At 72.1% G+C, this 24542-nt stretch carries 22 protein-coding genes; 8 read left to right on the top strand and 14 right to left on the bottom strand.

From position 1 onward, the window contains the following. Nucleotides 1-22 precede the first annotated feature (22 nt). On the bottom strand, nt 23-544 hold the full coding sequence (locus FF096_RS02830; RefSeq protein WP_155214673.1) for a M48 family metallopeptidase: 522 nt from the start codon (nt 542-544) through the stop codon (nt 23-25). Between the two features lie 538 nt (nt 545-1082). Between FF096_RS02830 and FF096_RS26230 the strand changes: the two genes are divergently transcribed. From FF096_RS26230 to FF096_RS02820, 3 genes are all read left to right on the top strand, one after another. Further along, the gene (locus FF096_RS26230; protein ID WP_012014940.1) at nt 1083-1250 is read left to right on the top strand and encodes a DUF5679 domain-containing protein; all 168 of its coding nucleotides are present in this window, start codon (nt 1083-1085) and stop codon (nt 1248-1250) included. 191 nt (nt 1251-1441) lie between these two features. Next, entirely contained in the window at nt 1442-2488 is a 1047-nt protein-coding gene (locus FF096_RS02825; protein WP_155214672.1) for a hypothetical protein, read from the top strand. A 68-nt stretch (nt 2489-2556) separates the two neighbouring features. Beyond that, nucleotides 2557-3885: an AarF/ABC1/UbiB kinase family protein gene (locus tag FF096_RS02820; protein ID WP_309222542.1), complete on the top strand. Its 1329-nt coding sequence runs from the start codon at nt 2557-2559 to the stop codon at nt 3883-3885. Nucleotides 3886-4185: 300 nt separating this feature from the next. On the opposite strand, the gene FF096_RS02815 is transcribed toward FF096_RS02820, so the two are convergent. The 3 genes from FF096_RS02815 to FF096_RS02805 form a co-directional block, all read right to left on the bottom strand. Continuing rightward, on the bottom strand, nt 4186-4551 hold the full coding sequence (locus FF096_RS02815; protein WP_155214671.1) for a WhiB family transcriptional regulator: 366 nt from the start codon (nt 4549-4551) through the stop codon (nt 4186-4188). A 131-nt stretch (nt 4552-4682) separates the two neighbouring features. Then, on the bottom strand, nt 4683-4967 hold the full coding sequence (locus FF096_RS02810; RefSeq protein WP_155214670.1) for a hypothetical protein: 285 nt from the start codon (nt 4965-4967) through the stop codon (nt 4683-4685). A gap of 126 nt (nt 4968-5093) precedes the next feature. Then, nucleotides 5094-7259 (bottom strand): ATP-dependent DNA helicase UvrD2, encoded by a 2166-nt coding sequence (locus FF096_RS02805; RefSeq protein ID WP_309222541.1) that lies wholly within the window; start codon nt 7257-7259, stop codon nt 5094-5096. 92 nt (nt 7260-7351) lie between these two features. On the opposite strand from FF096_RS02805, the gene FF096_RS02800 reads away from it, so the two are divergent. Continuing rightward, nucleotides 7352-7594 carry a mycoredoxin gene (locus FF096_RS02800; protein WP_155214669.1) on the top strand — a complete coding sequence of 81 codons (243 nt, stop codon included), beginning with the start codon at nt 7352-7354 and terminating at the stop codon, nt 7592-7594. 9 nt (nt 7595-7603) lie between these two features. Here FF096_RS02800 and FF096_RS02795 read toward each other — a convergent pair whose 3' ends face one another. After that, on the bottom strand, nt 7604-8932 hold the full coding sequence (locus tag FF096_RS02795; protein ID WP_155214668.1) for an MFS transporter: 1329 nt from the start codon (nt 8930-8932) through the stop codon (nt 7604-7606). Nucleotides 8933-9145: 213 nt separating this feature from the next. Here FF096_RS02795 and FF096_RS02790 point away from each other — a divergent pair, with 213 nt between their 5' ends. From FF096_RS02790 to FF096_RS02780, 3 genes are all read left to right on the top strand, one after another. Continuing rightward, nucleotides 9146-10126, top strand: a complete 981-nt coding sequence (locus FF096_RS02790) for a helix-turn-helix transcriptional regulator (protein WP_309222540.1) — start codon at nt 9146-9148, stop codon at nt 10124-10126. A 67-nt stretch (nt 10127-10193) separates the two neighbouring features. Beyond that, nucleotides 10194-10430, top strand: a complete 237-nt coding sequence (locus FF096_RS02785) for a DUF397 domain-containing protein (RefSeq protein ID WP_155214666.1) — start codon at nt 10194-10196, stop codon at nt 10428-10430. 206 nt (nt 10431-10636) lie between these two features. After that, nucleotides 10637-10909: a hypothetical protein gene (locus FF096_RS02780; protein ID WP_155214665.1), complete on the top strand. Its 273-nt coding sequence runs from the start codon at nt 10637-10639 to the stop codon at nt 10907-10909. 131 nt (nt 10910-11040) lie between these two features. Here the strand turns inward: FF096_RS02780 and nudC are convergent, their stop codons facing one another. From nudC to FF096_RS02735, 9 genes are all read right to left on the bottom strand, one after another. Further along, nucleotides 11041-11994, bottom strand: coding sequence for an NAD(+) diphosphatase (gene nudC, locus FF096_RS02775; protein WP_309222539.1), 954 nt, complete (start codon nt 11992-11994; stop codon nt 11041-11043). A 55-nt stretch (nt 11995-12049) separates the two neighbouring features. Next, the gene (locus FF096_RS02770; protein ID WP_309222538.1) at nt 12050-13387 is read right to left on the bottom strand and encodes a pitrilysin family protein; all 1338 of its coding nucleotides are present in this window, start codon (nt 13385-13387) and stop codon (nt 12050-12052) included. Nucleotides 13388-13505: 118 nt separating this feature from the next. Further along, nucleotides 13506-14816, bottom strand: a complete 1311-nt coding sequence (locus tag FF096_RS02765; RefSeq protein WP_309222537.1) for a pitrilysin family protein — start codon at nt 14814-14816, stop codon at nt 13506-13508. A 98-nt stretch (nt 14817-14914) separates the two neighbouring features. Continuing rightward, nucleotides 14915-15097: a hypothetical protein gene (locus tag FF096_RS02760; protein WP_155214664.1), complete on the bottom strand. Its 183-nt coding sequence runs from the start codon at nt 15095-15097 to the stop codon at nt 14915-14917. A 280-nt stretch (nt 15098-15377) separates the two neighbouring features. Then, a complete protein-coding gene (locus tag FF096_RS02755; protein WP_155214663.1) occupies nt 15378-15581 on the bottom strand; it encodes a cold-shock protein in 204 nt (67 codons plus the stop codon). Between the two features lie 231 nt (nt 15582-15812). Beyond that, the gene (locus FF096_RS02750; protein WP_309222536.1) at nt 15813-19166 is read right to left on the bottom strand and encodes an ATP-dependent DNA helicase; all 3354 of its coding nucleotides are present in this window, start codon (nt 19164-19166) and stop codon (nt 15813-15815) included. Further along, complete coding sequence (locus FF096_RS02745; RefSeq protein ID WP_375335281.1) at nt 19163-22393, bottom strand: ATP-dependent helicase; 3231 nt, start codon at nt 22391-22393, stop codon at nt 19163-19165. Before FF096_RS02745 ends, FF096_RS02750 begins: the two co-directional genes overlap by 4 nt. Before the next feature lie 447 nt (nt 22394-22840). Continuing rightward, on the bottom strand, nt 22841-23386 hold the full coding sequence (locus tag FF096_RS02740; RefSeq protein ID WP_309222535.1) for a TIGR00730 family Rossman fold protein: 546 nt from the start codon (nt 23384-23386) through the stop codon (nt 22841-22843). Between the two features lie 3 nt (nt 23387-23389). Beyond that, nucleotides 23390-24247 (bottom strand): TIGR00730 family Rossman fold protein, encoded by an 858-nt coding sequence (locus tag FF096_RS02735; RefSeq protein ID WP_155214661.1) that lies wholly within the window; start codon nt 24245-24247, stop codon nt 23390-23392. Nucleotides 24248-24386: 139 nt separating this feature from the next. Between FF096_RS02735 and FF096_RS02730 the strand changes: the two genes are divergently transcribed. Beyond that, on the top strand, nt 24387-24539 hold the full coding sequence (locus FF096_RS02730) for a hypothetical protein (RefSeq protein ID WP_230462272.1): 153 nt from the start codon (nt 24387-24389) through the stop codon (nt 24537-24539). Nucleotides 24540-24542: the final 3 nt, after the last annotated feature.

Below are 24542 nucleotides of genomic sequence, written 5' to 3'. Positions count from 1 at the left end.
TACCGCCGTCGCGTCGGTGCGCTCAGGGGGTGCCGGCCACGGCCGCCACGCCCTCCAGGTAACCGCGTGCCCGTTCGGTCTTCGGGTACCTGCCGACCAGCGCCCAGAACTGCGCGTTGTGACTGGCCACGATGAGGTGGACCAGTTCGTGCAGCAGCACGTAGTCGATCACCCAGTCCGGCATCTCCTGGATCCGGTGCGACAGCCGGATCGAACGGTCCGCCGGGGTGCAGGAGCCCCACCGGCCGTTCTGGTTGCTCACCCAGCGGACGCTGGCCGGCAGGGCCTGGTTGCCGTACTCGGCGAGATAGAGCTTGATCAGCCGGCCGGCACGGGCCAGCAGTTCGGCGTCGGAGCGGACCAGGCGTCCCTCGCGGGCGGCCAGCCTGGCGAGCATCCGGTCGACCCACTCGCTCTCCTCGGCCCGGGAGAACTGGTCCGGGATGAGGACGACGACCCGCTCCCCGTCGCGGTAGGCGGACACCGTGCGTCGCCGACGCTGGCTGCGCCGTACCTCGACGACCGGCTTCCGCGGCCCAGCCATCAGTGGACCGCGCAGCCTCGGTTTGCTGTCACGTTGGCAAGCTAATGCGTTGTGACCAGGGCTCCGCAAGGGTCAACTCCCCGACACGCGCCCGGAAAATGGGGATTGGTCGCCAGGAGTCCCGAAAAATTTCTGCCCAGAAGCGGTACGGTCCGTCACGGTCACCCTTCGTGGTGGCCGGCGAGGCGTCACACCGGGACCACCCACCACGGTAAGTGATCATCACGATGGGCCCCGATTCGGGGTCCTCAACCCGGTCGCAGCGGCACCACCAGCGCAATTGCGGGATACCGGTCGGCGTGTCCCCGCCAAACTGACTGATCTGACCCAATTGGGCGTGCACACTCTCGACGTCGCCTTGCTCACAGTGGCAAAGCGCAGCTGACATGGAACCACCCACACCTGGGTAGGGTCCGCCAACCAGTGGCCACGTAGGTGGTCACTGGACAGGACCCGGCGCCGGGCGCTCTGAGCGACCGCCACCGGGAGACCCACCGGGCCGTTTATCGACCGGTGGACGACACGAGGAGGGCACACCGTGGCCGACCAGGCCCAGACCTACAACGGTTACTGCGTCAAGTGCAAGGAGAAGCGGGACTTCGAGGGCCGCGTCGAGGTCTCGAAGACCGGCATGAACATGGCCAAGGGCAAGTGTCCGGTATGTGGCACAACAGTGAACCGCATCCTGGGCAAGGCAAAGGTCTGACCTACGCGTACCGGACGGGGGTGGCGACAACGCCACCCCCGTCGACGCGCGTGATTACTGTCGGACCGCCGACTCCGCTACTCGCGGGTTGTGGATAACTCGCCGAATCCTGTGGACAGCCCTGGATCTAAGGCTGGCCACCTGTGGACAACGATCCACGGAAAGCATGGACGCGGTCACTATTCGTGCCCATGACGCGATCCATCCAGAGCCCGCCGTCTCCCCGCCCCCGGTTGCTACCCGGGCTGACCCGCCTCTGGCGTGACCGGCACACCCTCCAGCTCGGCCTCGGCCGAGAGCGTGCGGTTCTGGTCGAAGTGGCCGACCCCCGAGCGGCCCGGCTGCTCGACCTGCTCGACGGCGCCCACAGCGAGCGGCAGGTGCTGACCGGGACGACAGTGCGCCCGGAACTCGCCCGCGCCCTGCTCGACGCCCTCCGCGCCGCCGGCCTGGTGGTGCCCGCGCACACCCTCCTACCCCGGGATCTCACCGGAGCACGACGGACCCGGCTGCGGGCCGAGGCCGACGCGTTGGCGCTGACCACCGCCCGGTTGCCGGGCACCCCCGCCCAGGTGCTCCGACGCCGCCTGGCCGCCCGGGTGACCATCACCGGCAGCGGCCCGCTCGGCCCCGCCATCGCGGTCGCGCTCGCCCAGGCGGGTGTCGGTCACGTTCATCCGGACCTGCCCGGATCGGTTCGCCCCATCGACCTCGTCGGCACCGGCATTCCCGCGACCGAGGTCGGGCGGCCACTCGACGGCGCGGCCCGAGCGGCGATCCAGCGGGCCGCTCCGGGCACCGGCACCGGTCCACTCCGCCGACCACGACCCGACCTGGTCGTGCAGCTCGGCACCGACCGGCCTGCCGCGCTGCTGGCCGCCGGCCACGCGCAACGGAGACAACCGCACCTGTTGGTGGACGTCCGGGAGGGTGTCCCGACGATCGGGCCCCTGGTCCGCCCGCCGGTCGGCCCCTGCCTGCACTGCCTCGACCTGCACCGGGCCGACCGGGATCCGGGCTGGCCGGCGCTCGCCGCGCAACTCGCCGGTGCCCAACCCGCTGCGGCCTGCGCCGCAAGTCTCCTGCTGACCGCGACCGGGTACGCCGTCGGCGAGGCGCTGAGCCAGCTCGACGGAGGCACTCCCGAGACCCTCGGCGGGTCTGTCGAGGTGGTGGCTGCCGGCAGCCTGCGGCGACGCTACTGGCCGCCACATCCGCGCTGCCGATGTGGCGGTTGACGACCGCACCGGCGGCGGGTGCGGCTGCACGGCAGCAATGGGCTGGCCGAGTCGGTAACAATGACCAAGTGACCGACATCCCGCGCCGGGCCGTGTCCCGGACCGCCAAGCTCGCCGCTCTGCCGCTCGGCTTCGCCGGCCGGACCGTCCTCGGCATGGGAAAGCGCGTCACCGGGCTCGCCTCCGACGTGATCTCCGCCGAGATCCAGCAACGCACCGCCGAACAGTTGTTCAGCGTCCTGGGCCAGCTCAAGGGCGGGGCGATGAAGTTCGGTCAGGCGCTGTCGGTGTTCGAGGCCGCCCTGCCGGAGGAGATCGCCGCGCCCTACCGACAGGCGCTGACGAAACTCCAGGAGGCAGCGCCGCCGCTGCCCGCCGCCAGCGTGCACAAGGTGCTGGCCGAGCAGTTGGGGCCGGCCTGGCGAGACCGGTTCGTCAGCTTCGACGACTCCCCGGCTGCGGCGGCCAGCATCGGGCAGGTGCACCGGGCCGTGTGGCGGCTGCCGGACGGCACCGGACGCGACGCCGCCGTGAAGATCCAGTATCCGGGTGCCGGCGATGCCCTGCTCGCCGACCTCAAACAGCTCTCCCGGCTGGGCGGCATGTTCCGGGCCATCCAGCCCGGGTTGGACATCAAGCCACTCCTGGCCGAGCTGCGGGAACGGATCACCGAGGAGTTGGACTACGAGTTGGAGGCGGAGTCCCAGCGGGCCTTCGCCACCGGGTACGTCGACGACCCGGAGATCTACATTCCGGAGGTCTTCCACGCCTCACCCCGGGTGTTGGTCACCGAATGGATCGCGGGCACCCCGCTGGCCGACATCATCCGGTCCGGCAGCGAGGAACAGCGCGACGAGGCGGGCCGGCTGATGGCCACCCTCCACCTGTCCGCGCCCGCCCGGGCCGGGCTGCTGCACGCCGACCCGCATCCGGGTAACTTCCGGCTGCTACCCGACGGCCGACTCGGTGTCATCGACTTCGGAGCGGTGGCCCGGATGCCGGAGGGCACACCGGAACCGATCGGTCGCATCGCCGGGCTGGCCCTGCGCGGCGATGCCGACGAGGTGGTGGCCGGGCTGCGGGCCGAGGGTTTCGTCAGCACCGACGAGCCGATCGACGCGCAGGCGCTGCTGGAATTCCTGCGTCCGATGTTGGAGCCGATCGCCGCCGACGAGTTCCGGTTCACCCGGGCCTGGCTGCGCGCCGAAGCCACCCGGCTGGCCAACCCGCGCTCCCCGGCGTACCAGCTCAGCCGGCAACTCAACCTGCCGCCGTCCTACCTGCTCATCCACCGGGTGACGCTCGGGTCGATCGGGGTGCTGTGCCAACTGGAGGCCAAGGCCCCCTATCGAGGCATCCTGGAACGCTGGCTGCCGGGATTCGCCGCCGTCAGCTGACCCGGTACGAAATGCGGCGGGCGGGGACCGATCGGTCCCCGCCCGCCGTCTGCGGTGTGGTCCTACAGAACGCCCAGTTCGCGAGCTGACCGGGCGCGGCCGGCCATGGCGACGGTACGGGCGGATCGGGTTGCCTCAGTGCTCGTGGTGCTGCGACCGGCCTGAGGCCGGAGCATTCGAGCCCTGGACAACGCTTCTTGAAGTAGGTACATGTCGGCTCCGTTCGAAAGGGACAGCATCGTGGTCAGCTTTCTCTCGGCCGGTACGACACCGGCGGGGTTGATCCGAATCGGGAACATGTCAGGCAGCCAGCCGGACCGCGTTGCGCGACGTGGCGAGGCCATTGGCCGCCAGTCGTGCCTCCGCCTCGACCCGCAACTCGGCGTCTCGGGCAAGGTCCTCCTTGCGCGGGCGGCCACGGGGCCGCTTGCGCGGAACGACCGCGCCACGCTCGAAGATCTCGCCGCCCCAGACGCCCCACGGCTCGGCTCGCTCGACCGCGCCGGCCAGGCACTCGACGCGCAGCGGGCAGTCCCCGCAGAGCGACTTGGCCAGTTCCAGCTCGGTGGGCGAGTCGGAGAACCACAGGTCGGGGTCGAACTTCCGGCAGGGCAGGTTCGCCTCCACCTCGACGCTCACGTCGAGCGGGGCCAACGCCAGACTCATCGCCCGGTCACCTCTCTCTCACTGCGATCCCCCGTGGATCGCTGTTGACGAACTTCGGCGGTGCAAAAAACTGAGGCCGCGGATCCCGGTATGCGGGTTCCGCGGCCTCGAGGTGAGCCGGTGGTCTGTGATCAGACCGGTCTACCTCGAGGTGGAACACCGCGGACGTCCATCCGCTTGTTGACGCCATCGACGCCCTTGCCCGTGAAGACACTGCTCCCCTGGAGCCCGTTCGCAGTCGGTGCGAGAGTCAGCTCGGCCTGAATCTCGGCCCGGTGCACCTGCGGAGCCCACGGTCGCGGGGCGACGGTGGTGGCCCGGACTTCCGCCAGCGCAGCGACGGCCGTCGGGGCAGCCGACAGCGAAGCGACGGCAACGGGCAGCGCCGTCGGACGCTGGTAGATGTAGCTCTCCATCGGTGCCACCTCCTTGACGTTCACTCGTGGTCGACCCGGACACAAACCCCGTGAGCAGCCCGAACAGGGCCCCCTTGCGAGGTGTGTCATGAGGCTATGCCTGCTTGCGGGGCGAGGGCAAACGAATTAACGGTCAGATTCAGAACTTTTCTGTGGGCAGATTTCGTCGACCGCCGCGCCCCCCACCAACGCCAGCACCGCCTCCCCGTACAGGCCGAGCTTGCGCGGCCCGATGCCGGCGATGGCGACCAGTTCCTCGGCCCGGCCCGGCCTCCGTTCGGCCAGGGCCACGAGCGTCGCGTCGGTGAAGACCACGTACGCGGGAACCTTCTGCGCCCCGGCCATCCGGGACCGCCATTCGCGCAGCCGCTCGTGCAGCTCGTCGTCGATGTCGGAGGGGCAGGTGGCACACCGGCCCAGTTTCCGGTCCGGCCCGGAGAGCAGGGTCGTGCCGCAGATCCGGCAGGAGACGATCCGGGTGGCGGCACGCCGCTGCGCGGTCCGCGCCAGCCGCCCCCCGCCCGCCCGCTCCGTCGCCGAGGTGGGTGCCAGCTGCGGCAGGAAACGACACGGCCGGCGCGCTCGGCCACCCGGCGAACGGGCCGACGCGTACGACAGCCAGAGCCACTGCCGCGCCCGGGTGATGCCGACGTAGAGCAGGCGGCGTTCCTCCTCGACCTGCTCGGTGGTGCGCGCGTACGTGGTGGGCAGGGTGCCCTCGGCCAGGCCGACCAGGAAGACGGCGTCCCACTCCAGCCCCTTGGCGGAGTGCAGGGAGGCCAGGGTCACCCCCTCCACGGTCGGTACGTGCTGCTGGGCCGCCCGCCGGGCCAACTCCTCGGTGAAGTCGGTCAGGGTGGCCGGGCGCTCCACCGTGGCGGCCACCCCGAGCGGCAGGAGCTCCGGGGCGGCCGCGTACTCCTCGGCGAGCTGCACCAGCGCGGCCAGCGCCTCCCACCGCTCGCGGGCGGCGCCACCGGGCGGCGGCGCGTCCGGTGCCCAGCCGACGCCGGCCAGTGCCTCGACCACCGCCGCCGGCAGTGGCATCTCACCGGGTAGGGACCGGGTCGCCGCCCGCAACGCGACCATCGCCTGCCGGACCTCGGCGCGCTCGAAGAACCGCTCCGCCCCCTGGACCAGGTACGGCACGCCCACCTCGGCGAGCGCCTTCTCGTACGCCTCGGACTGGGCGTTGGTGCGGAACAGCACGGCGATCTCGCGGGCCGGGGTGCCGGCGTCGATCAACGCGCGGCAGCGGGCGGCCACGGCGGCGGCCTCGGCCGGCTCGTCGGTGAAGATCCGCCGCTCCGGTTCCGGACCGGCCGGGCGCTGCCCGACCAACTCCAGGCGCAGCCGCGCCTCGGTGCCCCGCGCCTGCGAGATGACCGCGTTGGCGAGCCCCACCACCTGGGGTGTCGAACGGTAGTCCCGGACCAGCCGGACCACGGTGGCCGACCGGTAGCGCCGGGGGAAGTCGACCAGGTATGCCGAGGTGGCGCCGGTGAACGAGTAGATGGTCTGGGAGGCGTCGCCGACCACGGTCAGGTCGTCACGGCCGCCGAGCCAGGCGTCGAGCAGCCGCTGCTGCAACGGGTTGACGTCCTGGTACTCGTCCACGACGAGGTGTCGGTACTGGTTGCGGACCTGTTCGGCGACGTCCGGATGTTCCTCGATCCCCCACACCGCGGCCCGCAGCACGTCCTCGAAGTCGATCACACCTCCGGTGCGCTTGAGCTTCTCGTACGCGGCGAACACCTGCGCCACCTTCGCCGGCTCGTGTGTGGTCTCCCGCAGCGCCTTGGCCGCGGCCACCACGTACTCGCTCGGCTCTACCAGGGAGGACTTGGCCCACTCGATCTCACCGGCGAGGTCGCGGGCGGCCGTCCGGTCGGCCCGCAGACCGGCTCGCGCGGCGGCGAGGGTGACCAACCTGACCTTGCTGTCCAGCAACTCGGGCATGGCCCGGCCGTCGAGCAGCCGGGGCGCGAAGTACCGCACCTGACGCAGCGCCGCCGCGTGGAAGGTGCGTGCCTGTACGCCGGCCACACCGGCCGCAGCGAGCCGTTGGCGCAGTTCGGCGGCGGCTCGGGCGGTGAAGGTGACCGCCAGCACATGCCGGGCCGATATCTCACCGGTCAGCGCCCGGTACGCGATCCGGGAGGTGACCGCCCGGGTCTTCCCGGTGCCCGCTCCGGCGAGCACACAGACCGGGCCGGCCGGGGCGGTCACCGCCGCGCGTTGCTCCGGATCGAGCCCGGCCAGCACGCGATCGGCTGCGGAGTTAACCACCACAGCGGGGAATTGTCGCAGCTTCCCCTGATGTTGCAGCGGATAGCCCGTGCTTGATCGGCAAGCCACCGGGCGTGACGTTGGAGGATCTGACCATGCTGACGATGTATTCCACCCCCTGGTGCGGCTACTGCCACCGGTTGAAGTCGCAGCTCGACCGGGAGGGGATCGCCTACGAGGTGGTCGACATCGAGCAGGATCCCGCGGCTGCCACGTTCGTGATGCAGGTCAACGGCGGTAACCAGACGGTGCCCACGCTGCGCTTCGCCGACGGCAGCGCGCTGACCAACCCGTCGATCAACCAGGTCAAGCAGCACCTGGCGAGTCTCGCCGTCTGACCCACACGATCATGATGTCGTCGCCTCGGGTAGCCGTCCACCCGAGGCGACGACGTCGTGGTCGGCCACGCCGGGGCCGGAGCGCTGGGTGGGGATCCGGGGGCGTGTCGCCGGTCCGGACGGCGGGCTCAGGTGACGGCCGCGCCAGAGGTGGTTGCCGGCGAGCAGGGTGACCAGACCGACCGCCACGAACACCAGCCGGTAGTCGAGCAGGGCCACGATCAGCGCGCCCATGCCGATCGAGACCGTCTGCGGGAACCTGACCACCGCCTCGGCGGCGGCGGCGACCCGGCCGAGCAGTTCCGCCGGGGTCCGCCGCTGGATCAGGGTGTGCAGCCCGACCATCGACAACGGCAGTGACAGGCCCGCCATCAGCACCGCGACGAGGCCGAGCCACAGATTCGGGTACGCCAGCAGCAGCGCGGCAGGTCCGAAGAGCGCCACCCCGAGGGCCAGGGTGCCCAGCTCACCGACCCGACGCAGCACGGCCGCCGAGAACAGCCCACCCACCAGACCGCCGATGCCCTGCGTGGTGAAGAGCACGCTCACGAAGGCCGGATCCCGCCCGAGCCCTCGGTCCACGTACGCGAAGATCAGCGTTTCGGTGAAGCCCATCACCAGCGAACCGAGGCCGTACCCGAGCAACGCCCGCCGCAGCGCCGGCTCGCCCGCCAGGTGGCGGAGTCCGGCGATCAGTTCCTCCGGCCAGCGGAGTCGGGCGGTGGCCGTCGCGGCCGGCGACTCGCGTGGCCCGGCCGGCAGCTCGCTGGGCCCGGGGAGCGTCCGAGGCGTACCGACCACCACGGCGGCGAGCAGGAATCCGACAATCCCCACCACGACCAGCAGCCATCCGCCGAGCGCCAGATAGAGACCGGCACCGGCGAGCGGGCCGATCAACCGCAGTCCCTGCCGAGCCGTCTGCAACGCCCCGTTCGCCTCACCGAGCAGGTCCGGCGGCACCAGTTCCCGCACCAGGCGGCTGAGCACCGTACCGATGGTCAGGTTCGACAACCCGTACGACGCGGCCACCGCGTACAGGATCCACATGTCGCCCGCGTCGCGGACCGCGAACAGCGGGGTGAGCAGCAACGCCGTCGCGAGGTTGGTGATCACGAAGAGGGGACGGCCGGGACACCTGTCGACGAACCATCCGACCAGCGGCGCGAGCATCCGTGGCGCGAGGATCGCGAAGATCGTGGCACCGGCGTGGCCGTCCGATCCGGTCAGGTCCTTCACCCAGACGGCGAGCGCCAGCAGCAGGATCGACTCTGCGGTCATGCTGGCCAGCAGCCCTCCGAAGAGCAGGCGGAAGTCCGGGCGACTCAGGACGGTGCGCATTGATCCTCCGGTGACGCGACGCGGGGTGGGTGGAATCGACGAATCCGGCGACGTGGATCGCGTCGCCCGGAGTGCTGTCGGGTCTGGGTATTTCTGGGGACACGCCCTCCGCCGGTACCTCCGACGCCGGTCGCGACGTCCATACTGACCGTGGGGGGCGAATTTCATACAGTTACCGTCGCGTCCGCGGCGGTCGACGGAAAAGAGGACACTGTGCCTCCTGCCGCACCCAGCCCGATCCTGCGCCGCCGCCGGCTCGGCGGTGAGCTGCGCCGACTGCGCGAGTCAGCCGGGCTCACCGGCGACCAGGTCATCGAACGCGTCGGCTGGGCTTCCGCGTCCAAACTGTCCCGCCTGGAGAACGGTCGCAGCCGACCCGACCCGGGTGACGTCCGGGATCTGCTCGACCTGTACCGCGTCGACGACGCTGTCCGGGCGGAGTTGCTCAGCATCACCCAGGAGGCCGGTGACATGCGTGGGTGGCTGAAGCGATATCCGGCGATGACCCAACAACAGCGCGGCTTCGCCGAGTTGGAGGCGGGTTGCGCGGAGATCTCCGAGTACAACCCGGTGCTGGTGCCGGGGCTGTTGCAGACCACCGGGTACGCCCGGATGCGGATCTCCTCCGCCTGGCAGGTCGACCAGGCCGCTGGCGTCCCGGAGGCCGACAACGAGATCGAAACCGAGATCAAGGCCCGGTTGGCGCGCCAGTCGGCACTCACCCGGGAAACCGATCCGCCCCGCTACACGGCGGTGCTGGAGGAGTCCGCGCTCGGTCGCCGGGCCGGGCCCCCCGAGGTGCTCCGGGAACAGTTGGCGCAGCTCTGCGAGCTGGCCCTACTGCCGAACGTCACGCTGCACGTGCTTCCCCGGGACGCCCCGATCGGCCAGTGGTACCTCCCGCCGACCGCGTTCTCGCTCTATCGCTTCGCCGATCCCCACGATCCGGAAACGCTCGCGATCGAAGGTGGCTTCACCGACGTCATGTCGACCGATGCAATCACCATAAATCGCTATAAAGTGGTGTTCGAGTGGCTCTGCACGGCGGCACTCTCCGCATCGGACACCCTCTCCTGGCTGATGGAGTCGTCGGGACAGCTGTCCGCCGCGGCGACCCCGCCCACTGTGGCGGGTGGTCCGGCAACGGCGCCGGCTCAACGCCGCAGAGCCTCCGGGCGCCTGACGGAACGGTGACCACCACCGGTCACCGTCGGGACGTGCGGTGCCACTCGTTCCATCGGTTCACCACAGGAGCGCAACGATGAACGAGTTCCGCAACACGACAGCCGTCCTCGCCCAGCTCGCGGACGCACCCTGGCGCACCAGTACCCGCAGCCAGACCTCCAACTGCGTGGAGGTCGCACCGCTGTCCGACGGTCCCGCCGCAGTGGCGCTGCGCGACAGCAAGGACCGTGGTGGCCCGGTGCTGCTGTTCGGTCGGGCCGGCTGGCAGACCTTCATCTCCGGTGCCAGGAACGGGGAGTTCGGCACGCCCTGACACCCGGGCGTCCAAACGGGCCGTCGGCTGTCGAGCCGGCGGCCCTGTCGTCGTCCGACAACCCCTGAGCAGGGATCGGATGATCGGTCGAGCCTGTACGCCAATGGGCGCGTTTCACTTGCTGGGACGCGGGGCGGGCGTACGATGACGTCCGTGACGTGGAACTTCCACGGTTCCACCCCGTCGCGACACATCCGGAGACCCCCATGCGGTTCCTGATCGTTCGCACCGAGATACGCGCCGCCGCCGACACCGACATCACCGCCGCCTGGGCCGGAGGTCGACGGTTGCGAGACGAGACCGCCCGGCCCGAGCCACGTCGCCAGGTCGTCCACGCCGACGACCGCGACGCCGCACTGCTGCTGGCCCGCGCCATCGCCACCGTGGGCGCCGTACGCTCCGGCAAGCAACGGGTCAAGGTGCTGCCGCTGGACGAGACCCGCCACCGGCGGGCCGCCCCCGGACGGCCCGGCACCTGATCCACCCCACGTCCGTCGTGGTCGACCGGCTCCCCCGCCGAGTTCCTCACCCAGCCGACCACGACGGCCGGTGTCCCCGGTCCGTGACCGCCGCGGCAACGACGGTCACGGACCGGGGCCGAACCGTTCCGTCAGGAACTGCGTTCCAGCCAGCGCTGCACCAGAAACAGCGCGATCGACGAGGGCGGAGGCAGCAGCAGCCGGGCGTCGCCCACCTCGACCGGTCGACCGGCCAGCGCCGCCTCGATCTCCTGCCGAGAGAACCAGCGCGCCTCGGCGATCTCGACCGGGTCGGTCCGCAGCGGTTGCGCCGAATCGGCGGTGGCCAGGAAACCGAGCATCAGCGAACCGGGAAACGGCCAGGCCTGGCTGCCCGCGTACGTGATGTCGGAAACCTCGACGCCGACCTCCTCGCGGACCTCGCGCAGCACCGCGGCCTCGGCCGACTCCCCCGGCTCCAGGTAGCCGGCGAGACAGGAGAACCGCCGGACGCCCTTCTTGCTGGGCCAGGTGGCGTTGTTGCCGAGCAGGCACCGGCCCTCGCCGCCGTCGACCCCGTCGTGCACAAGCACGATCATCGCCGGATCGGTACGCGGCCACACCCGCTCGCCGGTACTGTCCACCCGGGTCCAGCCGGCCTCGTCCGCCCGGGTCGGCTCCCCGGTGACCGGGTGGTAGAGGTGCCGCAGATGCCAGTTGGTCAACGCCAACGCGGTGGTGAACAGCCCGGCGTCCCGGTCGCTGAGCAGATGCCCGACCTCCCGCAGGTGAGCCGGTCGGGTCTGCGCAGTCACCGGTAACGCGCTGTGCACGCAGAAGACCGGCACCCCGTCCGGCTCGACGCCGAGGAACATCGCGCCCGAGGCGAGTGCCGGTGGCAGGGCGTCGGCGGTCACCAGCACCAACTCCGGCGCGGCGGTGTCGGTACGCACCAGCGCCCGCCCACCCGTCTCGACGTCCAGGACCAGCACCCGCGCCCCGGCCCAAGCCTGCGCCAACCACTGCGGGTCGGTACGCCGGTGCGCCGCACGGTCCAGCGTGGAGCGGGCCAGCGGCGGGGTGTTCTCCACGCCCCCGCTCACCACGGTGCTCCCCCGCGACGCCAGGCCGCGCGGGTGCCCACCGGACGACGGTGCCGCCTCAACACGGGACAGGAGCGGTTTCGATCGGGGCCAGCGTGGCCAGCGATGCGGCAACCCGCTCGGCGTCACCGAGCACCACCGTGACCGCTCGTGCCGGGGCGAGATAACGGGCCGCCACCTCGGTGATGTCGTCGACGCTCACCTTGGTCAGCCGGGCCGCGTGCTCGGCCAGGTAGTCCAGCCGCAGCCCGTTGCCGGCGTACGCGCTGACCAACGACGCCAGCCCGGCCTGGGTGGAGATGCCGAGTTGGAGCGTGCCGAGGGCGTACTGCCTGGCCTGCTCCAACTCGTCCGCATCGGGCGGCACGGTGGCGATCCGGCCCAGCTCGTAGATCGTTTCCACCAGGGCCGGTGCCGTCACCTCGGTGGCCACCTCGGCGGCGGCCACCAGCACCGAGCCGGAGACCGAATGCTCGATCAGCGAGTGCGGCCCGTACGTGTAGCCCTTGTCCTCCCGGATGTTCTCCACCCAGCGGGAGGAGAAGTAGCCGCCGAAGATCAGGTTGGCCAGCTGCAACGCCGCGTGGTCAGGATGCGTACGCGGCACCGCCGGCAACGCCACCCGCATCGACGACTGCACCGAACCCGGCCGGTCGACCAGCAACAACGGCCCCGGTGCCAGCGGCGGGATGGGCGGCACCCGGGCCTCGTGCCCGGCGCCGCTCCAGTCGCCGAGAGCCTTCTCGGCCGCGTCCAGCGCCCGCTCCGGACGCAGGTCGCCGACCAGCACGAGCACCGCGCCCGCCGGATGCACCCGCTGGGCGTGCAGCGACCGCAACGCCGCCGGGCGTACGGCCCGGACCTGCTCCGGCTCCGGTGTCTGCGTGGCGTACGGGTGTTTGCCGAAGATCCGCCGGAGCAACGCCGTCCGGGCCTGGTGCGCCGGTTGGCTCCGCGCGACCTCTATCCCGTCGACGAGCCGATCCCGCTCGACGCCCACCCAATCGGTCGGGTAGGTGGCACCGGTGAGGACCTCCGCGAGGATCTCCAGCATCCGGTCCAGCCCGGTGGCCAGACCGGTGCCGGAGAGCATCAGCCGGTCCGGGTCGAGCCCTGCGGAGAGCCCACCGCCGATCTTCTGCAACTCGGCGGCGATCTGCACACTGCTCATCGTCTCCGTACCGGAGAGCAACGTCTGCGTGAGCAGATGACTCCGGGCCAGGTTGACCCGCCCGAAGGGCATCCAGAGCCGCAGCTCCACCAGCGGGACCGCAGGCCGGCGGACCACGATGACGGTAAGCCCGTTGGCGAGCGTGCGCTCGGCCTGCCGGGGCAGCTTGAGCCGCCGGGTCGGGCCCAGCGGCGGCAGCGGTCGACGCTGCGCGGTCGCGCTCACCGGAACCCACCCTTCGTTCGCGACTGCGGGGCTCGCAAAACCGGCTCACTCCTCGCGCTCACCGAGCCGTCCTTCGTTCGCGACTGCGGGGCTCGCAAAACCGGCTCACTCCTCGCGCTCACCGGCCACCGCCGGGGATGACTTCGACGGAGGCGCGGCGTTCCGGGCGCAGGGTGGCCGCAGCGGCCCGGACCTGCTCCTCGGTGACCGCGCCAAGCAGGCTGGGCAGCTCGCCGAGCAAGCCCGGCTCGCCGCGCTGCTGCTCCAACACCGCCATCCGCAGCGCCCGGCCGAGCACCGCGTCGGTCTCGCGGAGCAGGTGGGTCGCCATCCGCGCCTGGGTGCGAGCCAGTTCGCCGTCTTCGAGCCCGCCCTGGGCGAGCCGGTCCAACTCCTCGTCGAGGACCCGCAGCACCTTGTCGGCATCGCCGCCGGGCGGCAGGTGCGCCTGGACGACCAGCGCGGTCGGGTCGCGTACGTCGAACGGGTCACCCATGACGCCCAGGTAGCCACCGATGCTGGTCACCGCCCGGTCCCGGTGCACCAGCCGCCCCACCAGCCGCGAGGCGTCACCGTCGGTGAGCACCTCGGCCAGCACCACGTACGGCAGGTAGGCGGCGAAGTCGTCGATCGGGTCGGGCACCCGCCACGCCGCCGCCACCGCCGGCAGCGGAGCCAACTGGTCGGTGTACGCGGAACGGCGCTCGGCGGTCAGGTCCGGCTCGTCGAAGTCCGGCCGGTCAGGCGCCGGGCGGGCCGGCACGTCACCGAAATGCCGCTCGATCAGCGTCACGGCCTCGGCGGTGTCGATGTCCCCACTGACCGCCAGCACCGCGTTGCCGCTGGCGTAGTAGCGCCGGAAGAAGTCGGCGGCGTCGGCGACGGTGGCCGACTCCAGATCGTCGAAGGAGCCGTATCCGTCGTGCGCGTTGGGGAAGGTGTCGAACAGCACCGGTGGCAGGGTCAACCAGGGAAAACCGCCGTACGGCCGGTTGAGCACGTTGACCCGGATCTCCTCCTTGACCACGTCCACCTGGTTGCGCAGGTTCTCCTCGGTCAGGCGGGGGCCGCGCATCCGGTCGGCCTCCAGAAACAGCGCCCGCTCCAGGGCGTTGCTCGGCAGGGTCTCGAAGTAGTCGGTGTAGTCCAGGTGGGTGGAACCGTTGAAGGTGCCACCGGCGCCCTGCACGTGCCGGAAGTGGGCGAGCTTCTCCAGGTTCTCCGAGCCCTGGAACATCAGGTGCTCGAAGAGGTGCGCGAAGCCGGTACGCCCCTGCGGTTCGGACCGGATGCCGACGTCGTAGACGACCGCCACCCCGATGACCGGGGCGCTGCGATCGGGGGTCAGCACGACCCGGAGGCCGTTGTCGAGGGTGAACCGTTCGACCGGATACCTCGTCGCTGGAATTCTCGCTCTACGGGTCGGCACGGATCCGACCCTAACGTCTCAGCGTGCCCACCGGTGCCTACGCGACGAAGCACACGGCGACCGGCCCGGTACGACGGCTGGCCGACGAACTCGTCCGGTCAGCCCGACGCGCTGCCGGAGTGCTCGGTCGGTGCCGGTCGTTGGAGGTCCACCAGCCCGGACGGAGCGGGGCCGCCCGGTTCGACCGGCCAGGGAGTGAAGGCCACGACCGTGGCCAGCAGCAGTCCGACTGCCGCCACCGCGATCACCAGGAGCAGCTCACGCGCTGCCGTACCCACCATCGTCGCTCTCTCCCCCTGCCGAACCCGAGCCCCCCGGCTCGTTCCCCCCGGCAGTCAGGATTTCGAAGTGGGTCCAGGATGACTGTCGCCCACCCGACGCTCGGAATGCTGATTGCCGACTCAGGATTGCGGTCCTGGTCGGAGCTAGAACGCGGGAGCGGACCGGCCGGTGACGGCGGCCACGCAGCCGGCCGGCGTCCGCTGGGAAAGACCGACGGCCGGGCCGCCACCAGTGCGCGATCGCACGGGGCGACCCGGCCGTTAACCGGGTGACCGGAGGTCAGACCGGACGGATGTTCTCCGCCTGCGGGCCCTTCTGGCCCTGCACGACCTCGAACTCGACCCGCTGGTTCTCGTCGAGGCTGCGGTAGCCGGAGGTCTGGATTGCCGAGAAGTGGGCGAAGACGTCCGCGCCGCCGCCGTCCGGGGTGATGAAGCCGAAGCCCTTGTCAGCGTTGAACCACTTGACGGTGCCAATAGCCATGCTTGTTTCGTCTCCTTGACGGAACGTCAACCCCACACTTGTTGCGGAGTTGAGGAGGAATGTTTCGGACGAACCTGCCCGAAACGCCTGTCGCTGCTGGTCGCCCCGCCCGGAGATGTCCGGACATAACAAAGAGCGCCTGGGGCCACATTCCGCCAGGCGCAAACAGAGCTGGTAACCGAAACTGCAACGAGAGGAACCCTACCACGAAACCGGCCTCGCGCCAGTGCCTCACTCCGACTCGGGAACCGAGCTGATCAACGCGGTCAGCCCGTCGGCGTCGAGCAGGTCGGCCGGACGGACGGTCACCCCGTCCCGTACGTAGTGGAACGCCGCGCCGACCCGCTCCACCGGCACGCCGGCCAGCTCTGCCCAGGCCAGCCGGTAGACCGCCAACTGCACCGCTGCCACCTCGGCGGCGGCCCCCTCCGGCCGGGCGCCGGTCTTCCAGTCGACCACGTCGAAGCGGTCGCCGGGACGGCGGAACACCGCGTCCATCCGGCCGCGTACGACCACGCCGCCGATCACGGTCGCGAACGGCACCTCCACCTCGATCGGGGTACGGTCCGCCCACTCGCTGGCCAGGAAGCGGCGCTGAAGTTCGGCCAGCGCCTCGTCCGGTGCCGCGTCCGCGTCCGCCGCCCCGGGCAACTCGTCGGTGTCGAGCAGCCGGTCCGCCCCGAACCGCTGCTCCAGCCAGGCGTGGAACGCGGTGCCCCGGCGGGCGTACGGGTTGGGCTCGGTCGGCATCGGGCGGCGCAGGGCCCGAGCCAGCCCGGCCGGATCCCGACGCAACGCGACGAGTTGCGTCACCGACAGATGGTCGGGCAGCGGCACCTCGACCGGGCCGGAGAGCCGGCTCAACTCCGCCCGCTCCGCCAGCAGCAGGTCCGTCTCCCGCCGCCAGCGGGCCACCTCCGGATCCGAACCGGCCGCCTCGGCCGGGGCCTGCTCGTCGCCGTCGGTCAGGAAACGGCGGACCAGCGCAGCCGCCTCGGCCAACGCCGGACGGCGGGGGCCGAGCGGATCCGCCGGCCACTCCGCCCGCAGCACCACCTCGGTGGTCGGATTCACCGCGTCCGGTGCCGGTTCCGGAGTCCACTCGTCCACCAGGTGACCGGCGCCCGCGTCCAGGCAGGCGTCGTACACCTCGCGGAGCAGCGCCGACGGGCCGCGCGGACGCTTGGTGCCGTCACCCCACCAGTGACCGGAGCAGAGCAGCAGGCGGCGCGGCCGGGTCACCGCCACGTACGCCAGCCGTCGTTCCTCCCGCTCGTCATGGGCCCGCCAGGCGTCGGTGAAGTCCTCCAACGCCCGGGCCACCCCCCGCTGGTCGTCCGCCTCGGCCAGGGCCAGCTCCGGCAGCCCGTCGGCGTCTCCCCGCAGCGGGAACGGCAGCACGCCCAGACCACCCAGCCAGTGGTCGGAGTTGCGGACCGGCCCGGGCCACACGCCACGGCTCAGCCCGGCCACCGCCACCACGTCCCATTCCAGCCCCTTGGCCGCGTGCGCGGTGAGGATCTGCACCGCACCCTCGACCACCTCCACCTCGCCCGGGGCGAGTCCGCGCTCCTCCTCCTCGGCGGCGGCGAGATAGGCCAGGAAACCGGCGAGCGTGGCGGCCGGTGACTCCCCGCTGAACCGGGCGGCCACGTCACCCAACGCGTCCAGGTGCCCCCGGGCCAGACCGGCGTCACCGGCGCCGTCGCGGCCTGCCCGTACCGCCACCTCCACGTCCAGCCCGGTGGTCCGCTCGACGTCCGCGATCAGCTCCGGCAGGGGCTGGTCCAGGCGGTAGCGCAGCAGACCCAGCTCCCGGGCGTACGCGCGCAGCCGCGCGTACCCCTCGGCCGAGTAGGCCTGCGCGGGCCCCAGGTCGGCGAGCGCCTCCACCAGGGTCGCCTCGTCGAGACGATCAGGGGTGATCTCCGGGTCGCCGTCGTCGGCGAGTCGTCGGCGAGCCGCCGCGATGGCCCTGGCCCGACGGTGCAGGGCCACCAGATCCCGGGGCCCGATCCGCCACCGCGCGCCGGTCAACAGCCGCAGCAGTGCGGCCCCGTCGGTCGGATCGGCCAGCACCCGCAGGGTGCAGACCACGTCGCGTACCTCCGGGGTGTCCAGCAGGCCGCCGAGCCCGACCACCTCGACCGGCAGGCCGCGCTCGCGCAGCGCGGCGGCGATCGGCGGGATCTGGCTCCGCAGTCGGACCAGCACCGCCGTGGTCGGGCGACGGGTGACCGGAATCTGCTCGGGCAGCGCGCCCGGCGCACCGGCCGCGCCCCGCCAGGCGGCCAACACGCTGTCGGCGATCCAGTCGGCCTCGTCGGCGTAGGTCGGCAGCAGGGCACAGTGCACCGTGCCGGCGGCTGCCCCGCGTGGGCTGCGATGCGGGATCGGATCGTCGACGCCGAGCGCGGCGTGCAGCTCCGGCACCCGGGCACCGGCCGCGCGCAGCGGCGTGGCCAGCGCGTTCGCCACCGCGAGGATCTCGGGCCGGTTGCGCCAGCTGGTGGTCAGCCCGAGCACCCGCGCCGGGCTGCCGTCGGCTCGGGCGAACTCGGTCGGGAACCGGTCCAGGGTGCCGGCGCTGGCTCCCCGCCAGCCGTAGATGGACTGGCAGGGATCACCCACCGCGGTCACCGGGTGGCCGCCGCCGAACAACGCGCGGAGCAACACCACCTGGGCGTGGCTGGTGTCCTGGTACTCGTCGAGCAGCACCACCCGGTAGCGGTCGCGCTCGATCTCACCGACGGCGGGATGGTCCCGGGCGACCCGGGCCGCCCGGGCGAGTTGGTCGGCGAAGTCCATCGCCTCGAAGTCGTCCTTGCGGCGGGCGTACGCACGCACCAGCGGTAGCAGCTTCAGCCGGGTCTGCTGGAGGGCGAGGGCCTTGCGCACACCCGCGTAGATCCGCCCCGGACGCGACTGCACGTCGGCGAAGAACCGGCCGGTCCAGGCCGCCAGCTCGTCCGGGTCGACCAGGTGCTCGTCCAGCTCGCCGGCGAGCGCCAACACCGCGTCGGTGACGGTGCTCGGCATCCGGTCCACCTCGGACATGTCCCCGTCGTAGTTGCGCACGATCATGTCGACCAACTGCCAGCGGGACGCCTCGGTCAGCAGCCGGGTCGACGGCTCGTACCCGGCACGCAGGCCGTGCTCGGTGACGATCCGCCCGGCGTACGAGTGATAGGTGGCCACCGTCGGCTCACCGGCGAGGGGGTCGTCGAGCGGATTCCGCTCGCGTCGACCCAACCGCCGGATCAGCTGGTCGAGCCGGACGCGTACCCGGTGGGCCAGTTCACCGGCGGCCTTGCGGGTGAAGGTGAGGCCGAGCACCTGCTCCGGTCGGACGTACGAGTTGGCCACCAGCCACACGACCCGGGCGGCCATCGTCTCGGTCTTGCCCGAGCCCGCACCGGCGACCACCAGCAGCGGCTCCACCGGCGCGGCGATGATCGCCGCCTGTTCCCGGGTGGGTGCCGGCAGCCGCAGCAGCTTGGCCAGTTCCGTAGGCGTGTACCGGGGCCCGGCGTCGGCGGTGCGAGGCGCCGGTGGGACCGGCTCGAACAGGGTCGGTTGGCTCACGGTTCGACCACCTGCCGTCCCTGGCCGGAGACCGGGCAGCTGCTGCGCACCGGGCAGACCCGGCACTTCGAGTTGGCGACCGCCGCGAAGGTCGCCGCGGCCATGGTGTCGGCGGTACGACGCACCAGCGCGGTCGCCCAGCCGGCCTCCGGACCGTCGGTCACCGGCGGTTGGGCCTGCTCGCGGGCGTCCTTCGCGCTGGTGCCGAGCTGCACCAACGCCGCGCCGCCGGGCTCGTCGCCGAACTCGGCGAACGCGCCCGCCTCCACCGCCGCCTGGTACGCGCCCAGTTGCGGATGCTCGGCCACCTCCCCCTCGGTGACCGCGGTGGACTTGCCGGTCTTCAGGTCGACCACCACCAACCGGCCGTCCGCGTCGACCTCCAACCGGTCCACCCGGCCGGTCAGTTCGACCGGCCGGTGCGGGTCGTCGAGGCGTACCGCGAACTCGTGTTCGATGGCGAGCAACCGACGCGGGTTGGCGGCCAGCCACCGCAGCAGCTTGTCGACCATCGCCTCGGCCCGGGCCTGCTCCGGGCCGACCATCCACCGCGCGGCCAACTCGATCGCGTCGAAGCGGGCGGCGACGTAGTCCAGCAGCGTCTCCCGGTCGACGCGGGCGTCCTCGGCGAGCATCGCCGCCGCGTGCACCAGGTTGCCGACGCCCTGCGCGGTGCTGGTCGGTGCGCTGCCACCGTGCCGCTCCAGCAACCACCGCAGGCTGCACCGCAGCGCGCTCTCCATCCCCGACGGCGTCACCCGGACCGGCTCACCGTCGTCGACCAGGGGCCGGTCGTCGGAGAGGGGACGCAGGCCCCACCAGTCGTCCGGGTGCGCGCCGGACACCCCGGCGGCGGCCAGCCGAGCCAGCTCGGCGGCGGCCGCGCGCCGCCGGGTAACCGGTGCGGCCGGGTCGACCAACGCGGTACGCAGCTCCGCCACCAGCGCGGGCAGCGTGAGCGCCCGGGGCGGCCGACTCAACGGCAGCCGCCCGGCGGACGCACCCGGGCCGTCATCGCCCGGCTCCGTCGGAGCGGTGCCCGGCTGACCCGGCGGCAGCTGCCCCGGATCGTCGGTGGCGCCCAGCTCGTAGAGGAAACGGCTGGGTTGCTCCTCGTGGTCGTCACCGCCCACGGAGGCGGAGGCGACCGCGCTGACCAGCAACCGTCGCCGGGCCCGGGTCACCGCCACGTGGAACAGCCGCCGCTCCTCGTCGAGCAACGCGGAGGTCTGCCCGACCACGGTGGCCGCCTCGGCCGCGCCGTCCCCTCGACCGGCCAGCACGTCGACCAGGCGCTCCGAACCGAGCAGGCTGCCGCGCAGGCGCAGGTCCGGCCAGACACCCTCCTGGACCCCGGCCACCGCGACCAGATCCCACTCGTGTCCCTTGGCCGCGTGCGCGGTGAGCAGCCGCACGGCGTCGCCCCGGTCGGCGGTCGGCGCGAGCGTGTCGGCCGGCAACTCCTGACCGAGGACGTGGTCGAGGAAGACCTCGGTACGCGCACCCGGCAGCCGGTCGGTGAAGCGGGCTGCCGCGTCGAAGAGGACCAGCACCGCGTCCAGGTCGCGGTCGGCCGCCTCGGCCCGACGCCGCCGGGCGAGATCACCCTCGCCGGCCACGCCCGGACCCCGGGTCAGCGCCGCCGACCACAGCTCGGCCAGCCCGCTGGCCCGCCAGACGGCCCAGAGGACCTCCTCGGCGGTGGCGGCCGGTCGGGCGGCCGCCTCCCGGGCGACGGCCAGCAGCCCGGCCACCGTCTGCGCCGGCTCGGCCCAGCGTCGCTCGACTCCCGCCAGCTCGGCCGGGTCGCGCAGCGCCTCGACGATCAGCTCGCCCGAGGGTCGGCGGTCGCCCCGGGCCAGGGCGAGGGCACGCAGGCCCTGCCGCAGCCGCCGCTCCGCCAACGGGTCGGCACCACCGAGCGGGGAGTGCAGCAATGCGACGGCGGCCTCCTCGTCGAGCCGCTCCGGCTCCAGCGCGCACCGCAGCAGGAGCAGCAGTGGCGCGACCGCCGGTTGCAGGTGCAGGGGGAGGTCCTCGCCGTGCACCACCGTCGGCACGCCGGCCGCGTGCAGCGCCCGGCGCAATCCGGGCAGCTGCCGGGCGGTGGAGCGGACCAGCACCGCCATCCGCGCCCACGGCACGCCGTCGAGCAGATGCGCCTCCCGCAGGGCGTGCGCCAGCCACGCCGCCTCGCTGGTGGTCGAGGAGAACGTGCGTACCTCCACGGTGCCCGGTGGCGTGTCCGGCAGTGGTCGCAGCCGTCGATGCGCGGCCGGTCCGCGCAGCCGTCGGGCCAGTCGGGCGGTCGCGGCCAACAGCCGCTCGCCCGCGCGATAGCTGGTGGTCAGCAGCACCTGGGCGGCCGGAGCGCCGGAGGCGGTGCGGAACCGGTGCGGGAAGGTCGCCACGCCCGTCGGGTCGGCTCCCCGGAAGGCGTACGTGGAGGAGTCCGGATCGGCGAAGGCGACCAGCGCAAGCCCGCCGCCGGCCACCGTCTCCAGCAGCTCCAGCTGCGCGGGATCGGTGTCGGCCAGCTCATCGACGTAGACGCACGCCAACCGGCGTCGCTCGGCGGCCAGCAGTTCCGGGTCGTCGCGCAGCATCCCGGTGGCCGCCCGGACCAGCTCCGCCGGGTCGTACGCGACCGAGCCACGGTTGGCCACGTCGCGCAGGGCCAGCACGGCGACGTACTGCCGTAGGAAGCGGGCGGCGGCGGGCCAGTCGGCGCGACCGAGTCGTTCACCGATCCTGGCCAGCTCGACCGGGCCCACCCCGCGCTCGGCGGCCCGCATCAGCAGGTCACGCAACTGGGCGGCGAATGCCCGGGTACGCAGCGCCGGCCGCAGGTCGACCGGCCAACCGACCGGATCGTCGTCGGGTTCCGCGTCGGACTCCGCGTCGACGGCCGCCAGCAACTCACGGATGACGAGATCCTGCTCCGGGCCGGTGAGCAGCCGGGGTGAGGGCTCGCCGCGTTCTGCGGCGGCCCGCCGCAGTAGACCGAAGGCGTACGCGGGGAAGGTGCGCACCAGCGGCTCGCGCAGCACCCGTTGCCCGGTGGCGGCGATCCGCGCCTCGATCCGGTGCCGCAGTTGTGCGGCACCCCGCCGGCTGAAGGTGAGCACCAGGATCCGCTCCGGGTCGACTCCCTCGGTGACCCGGGCGGTGACCGCCTCGACCAGGGTGTGCGTCTTCCCGGTGCCCGGTCCACCCAGGACGAGCATCGGGCCGGCGGTGTGCGCGATGACCTCCGCCTGACGCGGATCCACCCGACCGGCGGCAGCCTGACCCGGCGCTTCCTGACCCGGCGCGGACTGGCCCGGGTTCGCCTGCCCTGGCCCGGTCTGAGCCGGGGCGGCCTGCGGTCGAGCAGCAGCCGAGGGCGGCCCGGCGGACGGGCTGCTCCCCTCGGTCGGCCCTGCGGGCCGACGCACCAACCGGTACGCCTGCATCCCGCCATCCCATCACGGCCCTGCGACACCGCTCGACGCGCCTTACCCGGCCCGGTAGACGCCCGAACGCTCGACATACCGCGAGGTGGGAGCGCTGCTCGGCACCGCGCCAGACGCCGACCATCCCGCCGCGCCCCACGCCGACCGCCCGGCTGTGCCCCGTGCCGACCAGCCGGGCGCGTCTCGCGCCGACCACCGGCGGGGTGAGCCGCCGTCGGCTCAGGTGAGCTGGGATTCGATCAGGTCGATAGCACCAGGGACGGTGTCGACCGACCGGAGCAGGTTGAACCCGGCTGGTTTGAGGAACCTCTGACCGGCGAGATCACGCAGCCAGGCCAGCAGCGGGCCGTAGAAGCCGTCGGTGTCCACCAACACCATCGGCTTGTGGTGCAGGGCGAGCGTCGCAGTGGTCCAGACCTCGAAAAGCTCGTCGAGCGTGCCGAGGCCGCCGGGCAGGGTGAGGAAGGCGTCCGACTTCTCTATCATGAGGATCTTCCGACTGGCCATCGAGTCGGTGACCAGCAACTCGTCGGAGGTGAGGTCGGCGACCTCCAGGTCGACCAGCGCCTGCGGTATGACACCGATCGTGCGGCCTCCCGCCGACCGTGCGCCTTCGACCAGCGCGCCCATCATCCCGACGCGGCCGCCGCCACTGACCACGGTGTGCCCGCGCCGGGCGAGCTGCGCGCCGGTCTCGGCCGCCAGGTCGAGCCAACGCTGGTCGAGGGTGCGCGACGAGGCGCAGAACACGCAGATCGCGGCCACCGGTCAGCCTCCCGCGGAGCCGTCGGTCGCGGTCGGAGCGTCGGCCGCGGCCTGCTGGGCGGCGGCGGTCCGGGCGACCGCCTCCTCGCGTACGGCCTCCTGCTCGACATTGAGCGCGGCCTCGGCCTCCACGATGTGCCGGACCGCCGCGGCGACGTCGTCGGTGACGCAGATCAGCTCCAGGTCGACCGGGCCGATCTTGCCTTCGGCGGCCATCGTGTCCCGCAACCAGTCGAGCAGACCCTGCCAGTAGTCCGTGCCCATCAGCACCACCGGGAACCGGGTCACCTTCCCGGTCTGCACCAGGGTGAGCGCCTCGAAAAGCTCGTCCATGGTGCCGAAGCCGCCCGGTAGCACCACGAACGCCTGGGCGTACTTGACGAACATGGTCTTGCGGGCGAAGAAGTAGCGGAAGTCGATGGCGAGGTCGACCCACTCGTTGATGCCCTGCTCGAAGGGGAGTTCGATGCCGAGGCCGACCGAGTGACCCCCGGCCTCGCTGGCCCCTCTGTTGGCCGCCTCCATCACGCCGGGACCGCCGCCGGTGATCACCGCGTAGCCGGCCCGGGCCAGTGCCGCGCCCAACGCCTCGGCGAGCTGGCACTCGGGACTGTCCGGCTTGCTGCGCGCCGAACCGAAGACACTGACCGCCGGCGGCAGGTCGGCGAGGGTGTCGAAGCCCTCGACGAACTCGGAGAGGATGCGCAGCGCCCGCCAGGCGTCCTTTGTCTTCCAGTCGGCCCGCGCGCGGGAGTCCAGCAGACTCTGGTCCGCAGTGCTGCCGGTGATCGACTGACGACGGAGTGTGACAGCGCCCCGGTGCCGCTCCCGCCCCCGTTCACGCCGGTTGCTCTGGGTCATGGAAGCAACCGTAGTGGAGTCCAGCCAGAGAACCCGGCAAACACTTTGTGATCTTGTGCAACCAATTCGCTTTGCCGTACGTCTTACTATTCACATACCGGGTATGCCCCGGCGCGCGGGCTTCGGGGGAGGAGACAGCGTGATCAACAACAGCGAACGGATCAGGATTCGCCGACAGATGCAGCGACGCATCCGCGACCTGGTGGCCGAGCGCCGCCGCAGCCGCCTGCTCGAAACCCCACCCGAGCCGCCGACCGACTCCGGCACCGAGTCCCGTCTGACCTCGGTCTGACCT

The sequence above is a fragment of the Micromonospora sp. CP22 genome (assembly GCF_009712475.1).
In the GTDB taxonomy this organism is placed as follows: Bacteria; Actinomycetota; Actinomycetes; order Mycobacteriales; family Micromonosporaceae; genus Micromonospora.
Note: the sequence above shows the minus strand (reverse complement) of the source record. Positions and strands in the feature narration are given on the sequence as shown.

Excerpts from the sequence above, each read along its gene's own strand:
- FF096_RS02825 (WP_155214672.1), top strand. The coding sequence starts at position 1,442 with ATGACGCGATCCATCCAGAGCCCGCCGTCTCCCCGCCCCCGGTTGCTA.
- FF096_RS02745 (WP_375335281.1), bottom strand. The coding sequence starts at position 22,393 with ATGCTCGTCCTGGGTGGACCGGGCACCGGGAAGACGCACACCCTGGTC.
- FF096_RS02815 (WP_155214671.1), bottom strand. The coding sequence starts at position 4,551 with ATGAGTCTGGCGTTGGCCCCGCTCGACGTGAGCGTCGAGGTGGAGGCG.
- FF096_RS02780 (WP_155214665.1), top strand. The coding sequence starts at position 10,637 with ATGCGGTTCCTGATCGTTCGCACCGAGATACGCGCCGCCGCCGACACC.
- FF096_RS02800 (WP_155214669.1), top strand. The coding sequence starts at position 7,352 with ATGCTGACGATGTATTCCACCCCCTGGTGCGGCTACTGCCACCGGTTG.
- FF096_RS02830 (WP_155214673.1), bottom strand. The coding sequence starts at position 544 with ATGGCTGGGCCGCGGAAGCCGGTCGTCGAGGTACGGCGCAGCCAGCGT.
- FF096_RS02785 (WP_155214666.1), top strand. The coding sequence starts at position 10,194 with ATGAACGAGTTCCGCAACACGACAGCCGTCCTCGCCCAGCTCGCGGAC.
- FF096_RS02735 (WP_155214661.1), bottom strand. The coding sequence starts at position 24,247 with ATGACCCAGAGCAACCGGCGTGAACGGGGGCGGGAGCGGCACCGGGGC.
- FF096_RS02795 (WP_155214668.1), bottom strand. The coding sequence starts at position 8,932 with ATGCGCACCGTCCTGAGTCGCCCGGACTTCCGCCTGCTCTTCGGAGGG.
- FF096_RS02755 (WP_155214663.1), bottom strand. The coding sequence starts at position 15,581 with ATGGCTATTGGCACCGTCAAGTGGTTCAACGCTGACAAGGGCTTCGGC.
- FF096_RS02810 (WP_155214670.1), bottom strand. The coding sequence starts at position 4,967 with ATGGAGAGCTACATCTACCAGCGTCCGACGGCGCTGCCCGTTGCCGTC.
- FF096_RS02760 (WP_155214664.1), bottom strand. The coding sequence starts at position 15,097 with ATGGTGGGTACGGCAGCGCGTGAGCTGCTCCTGGTGATCGCGGTGGCG.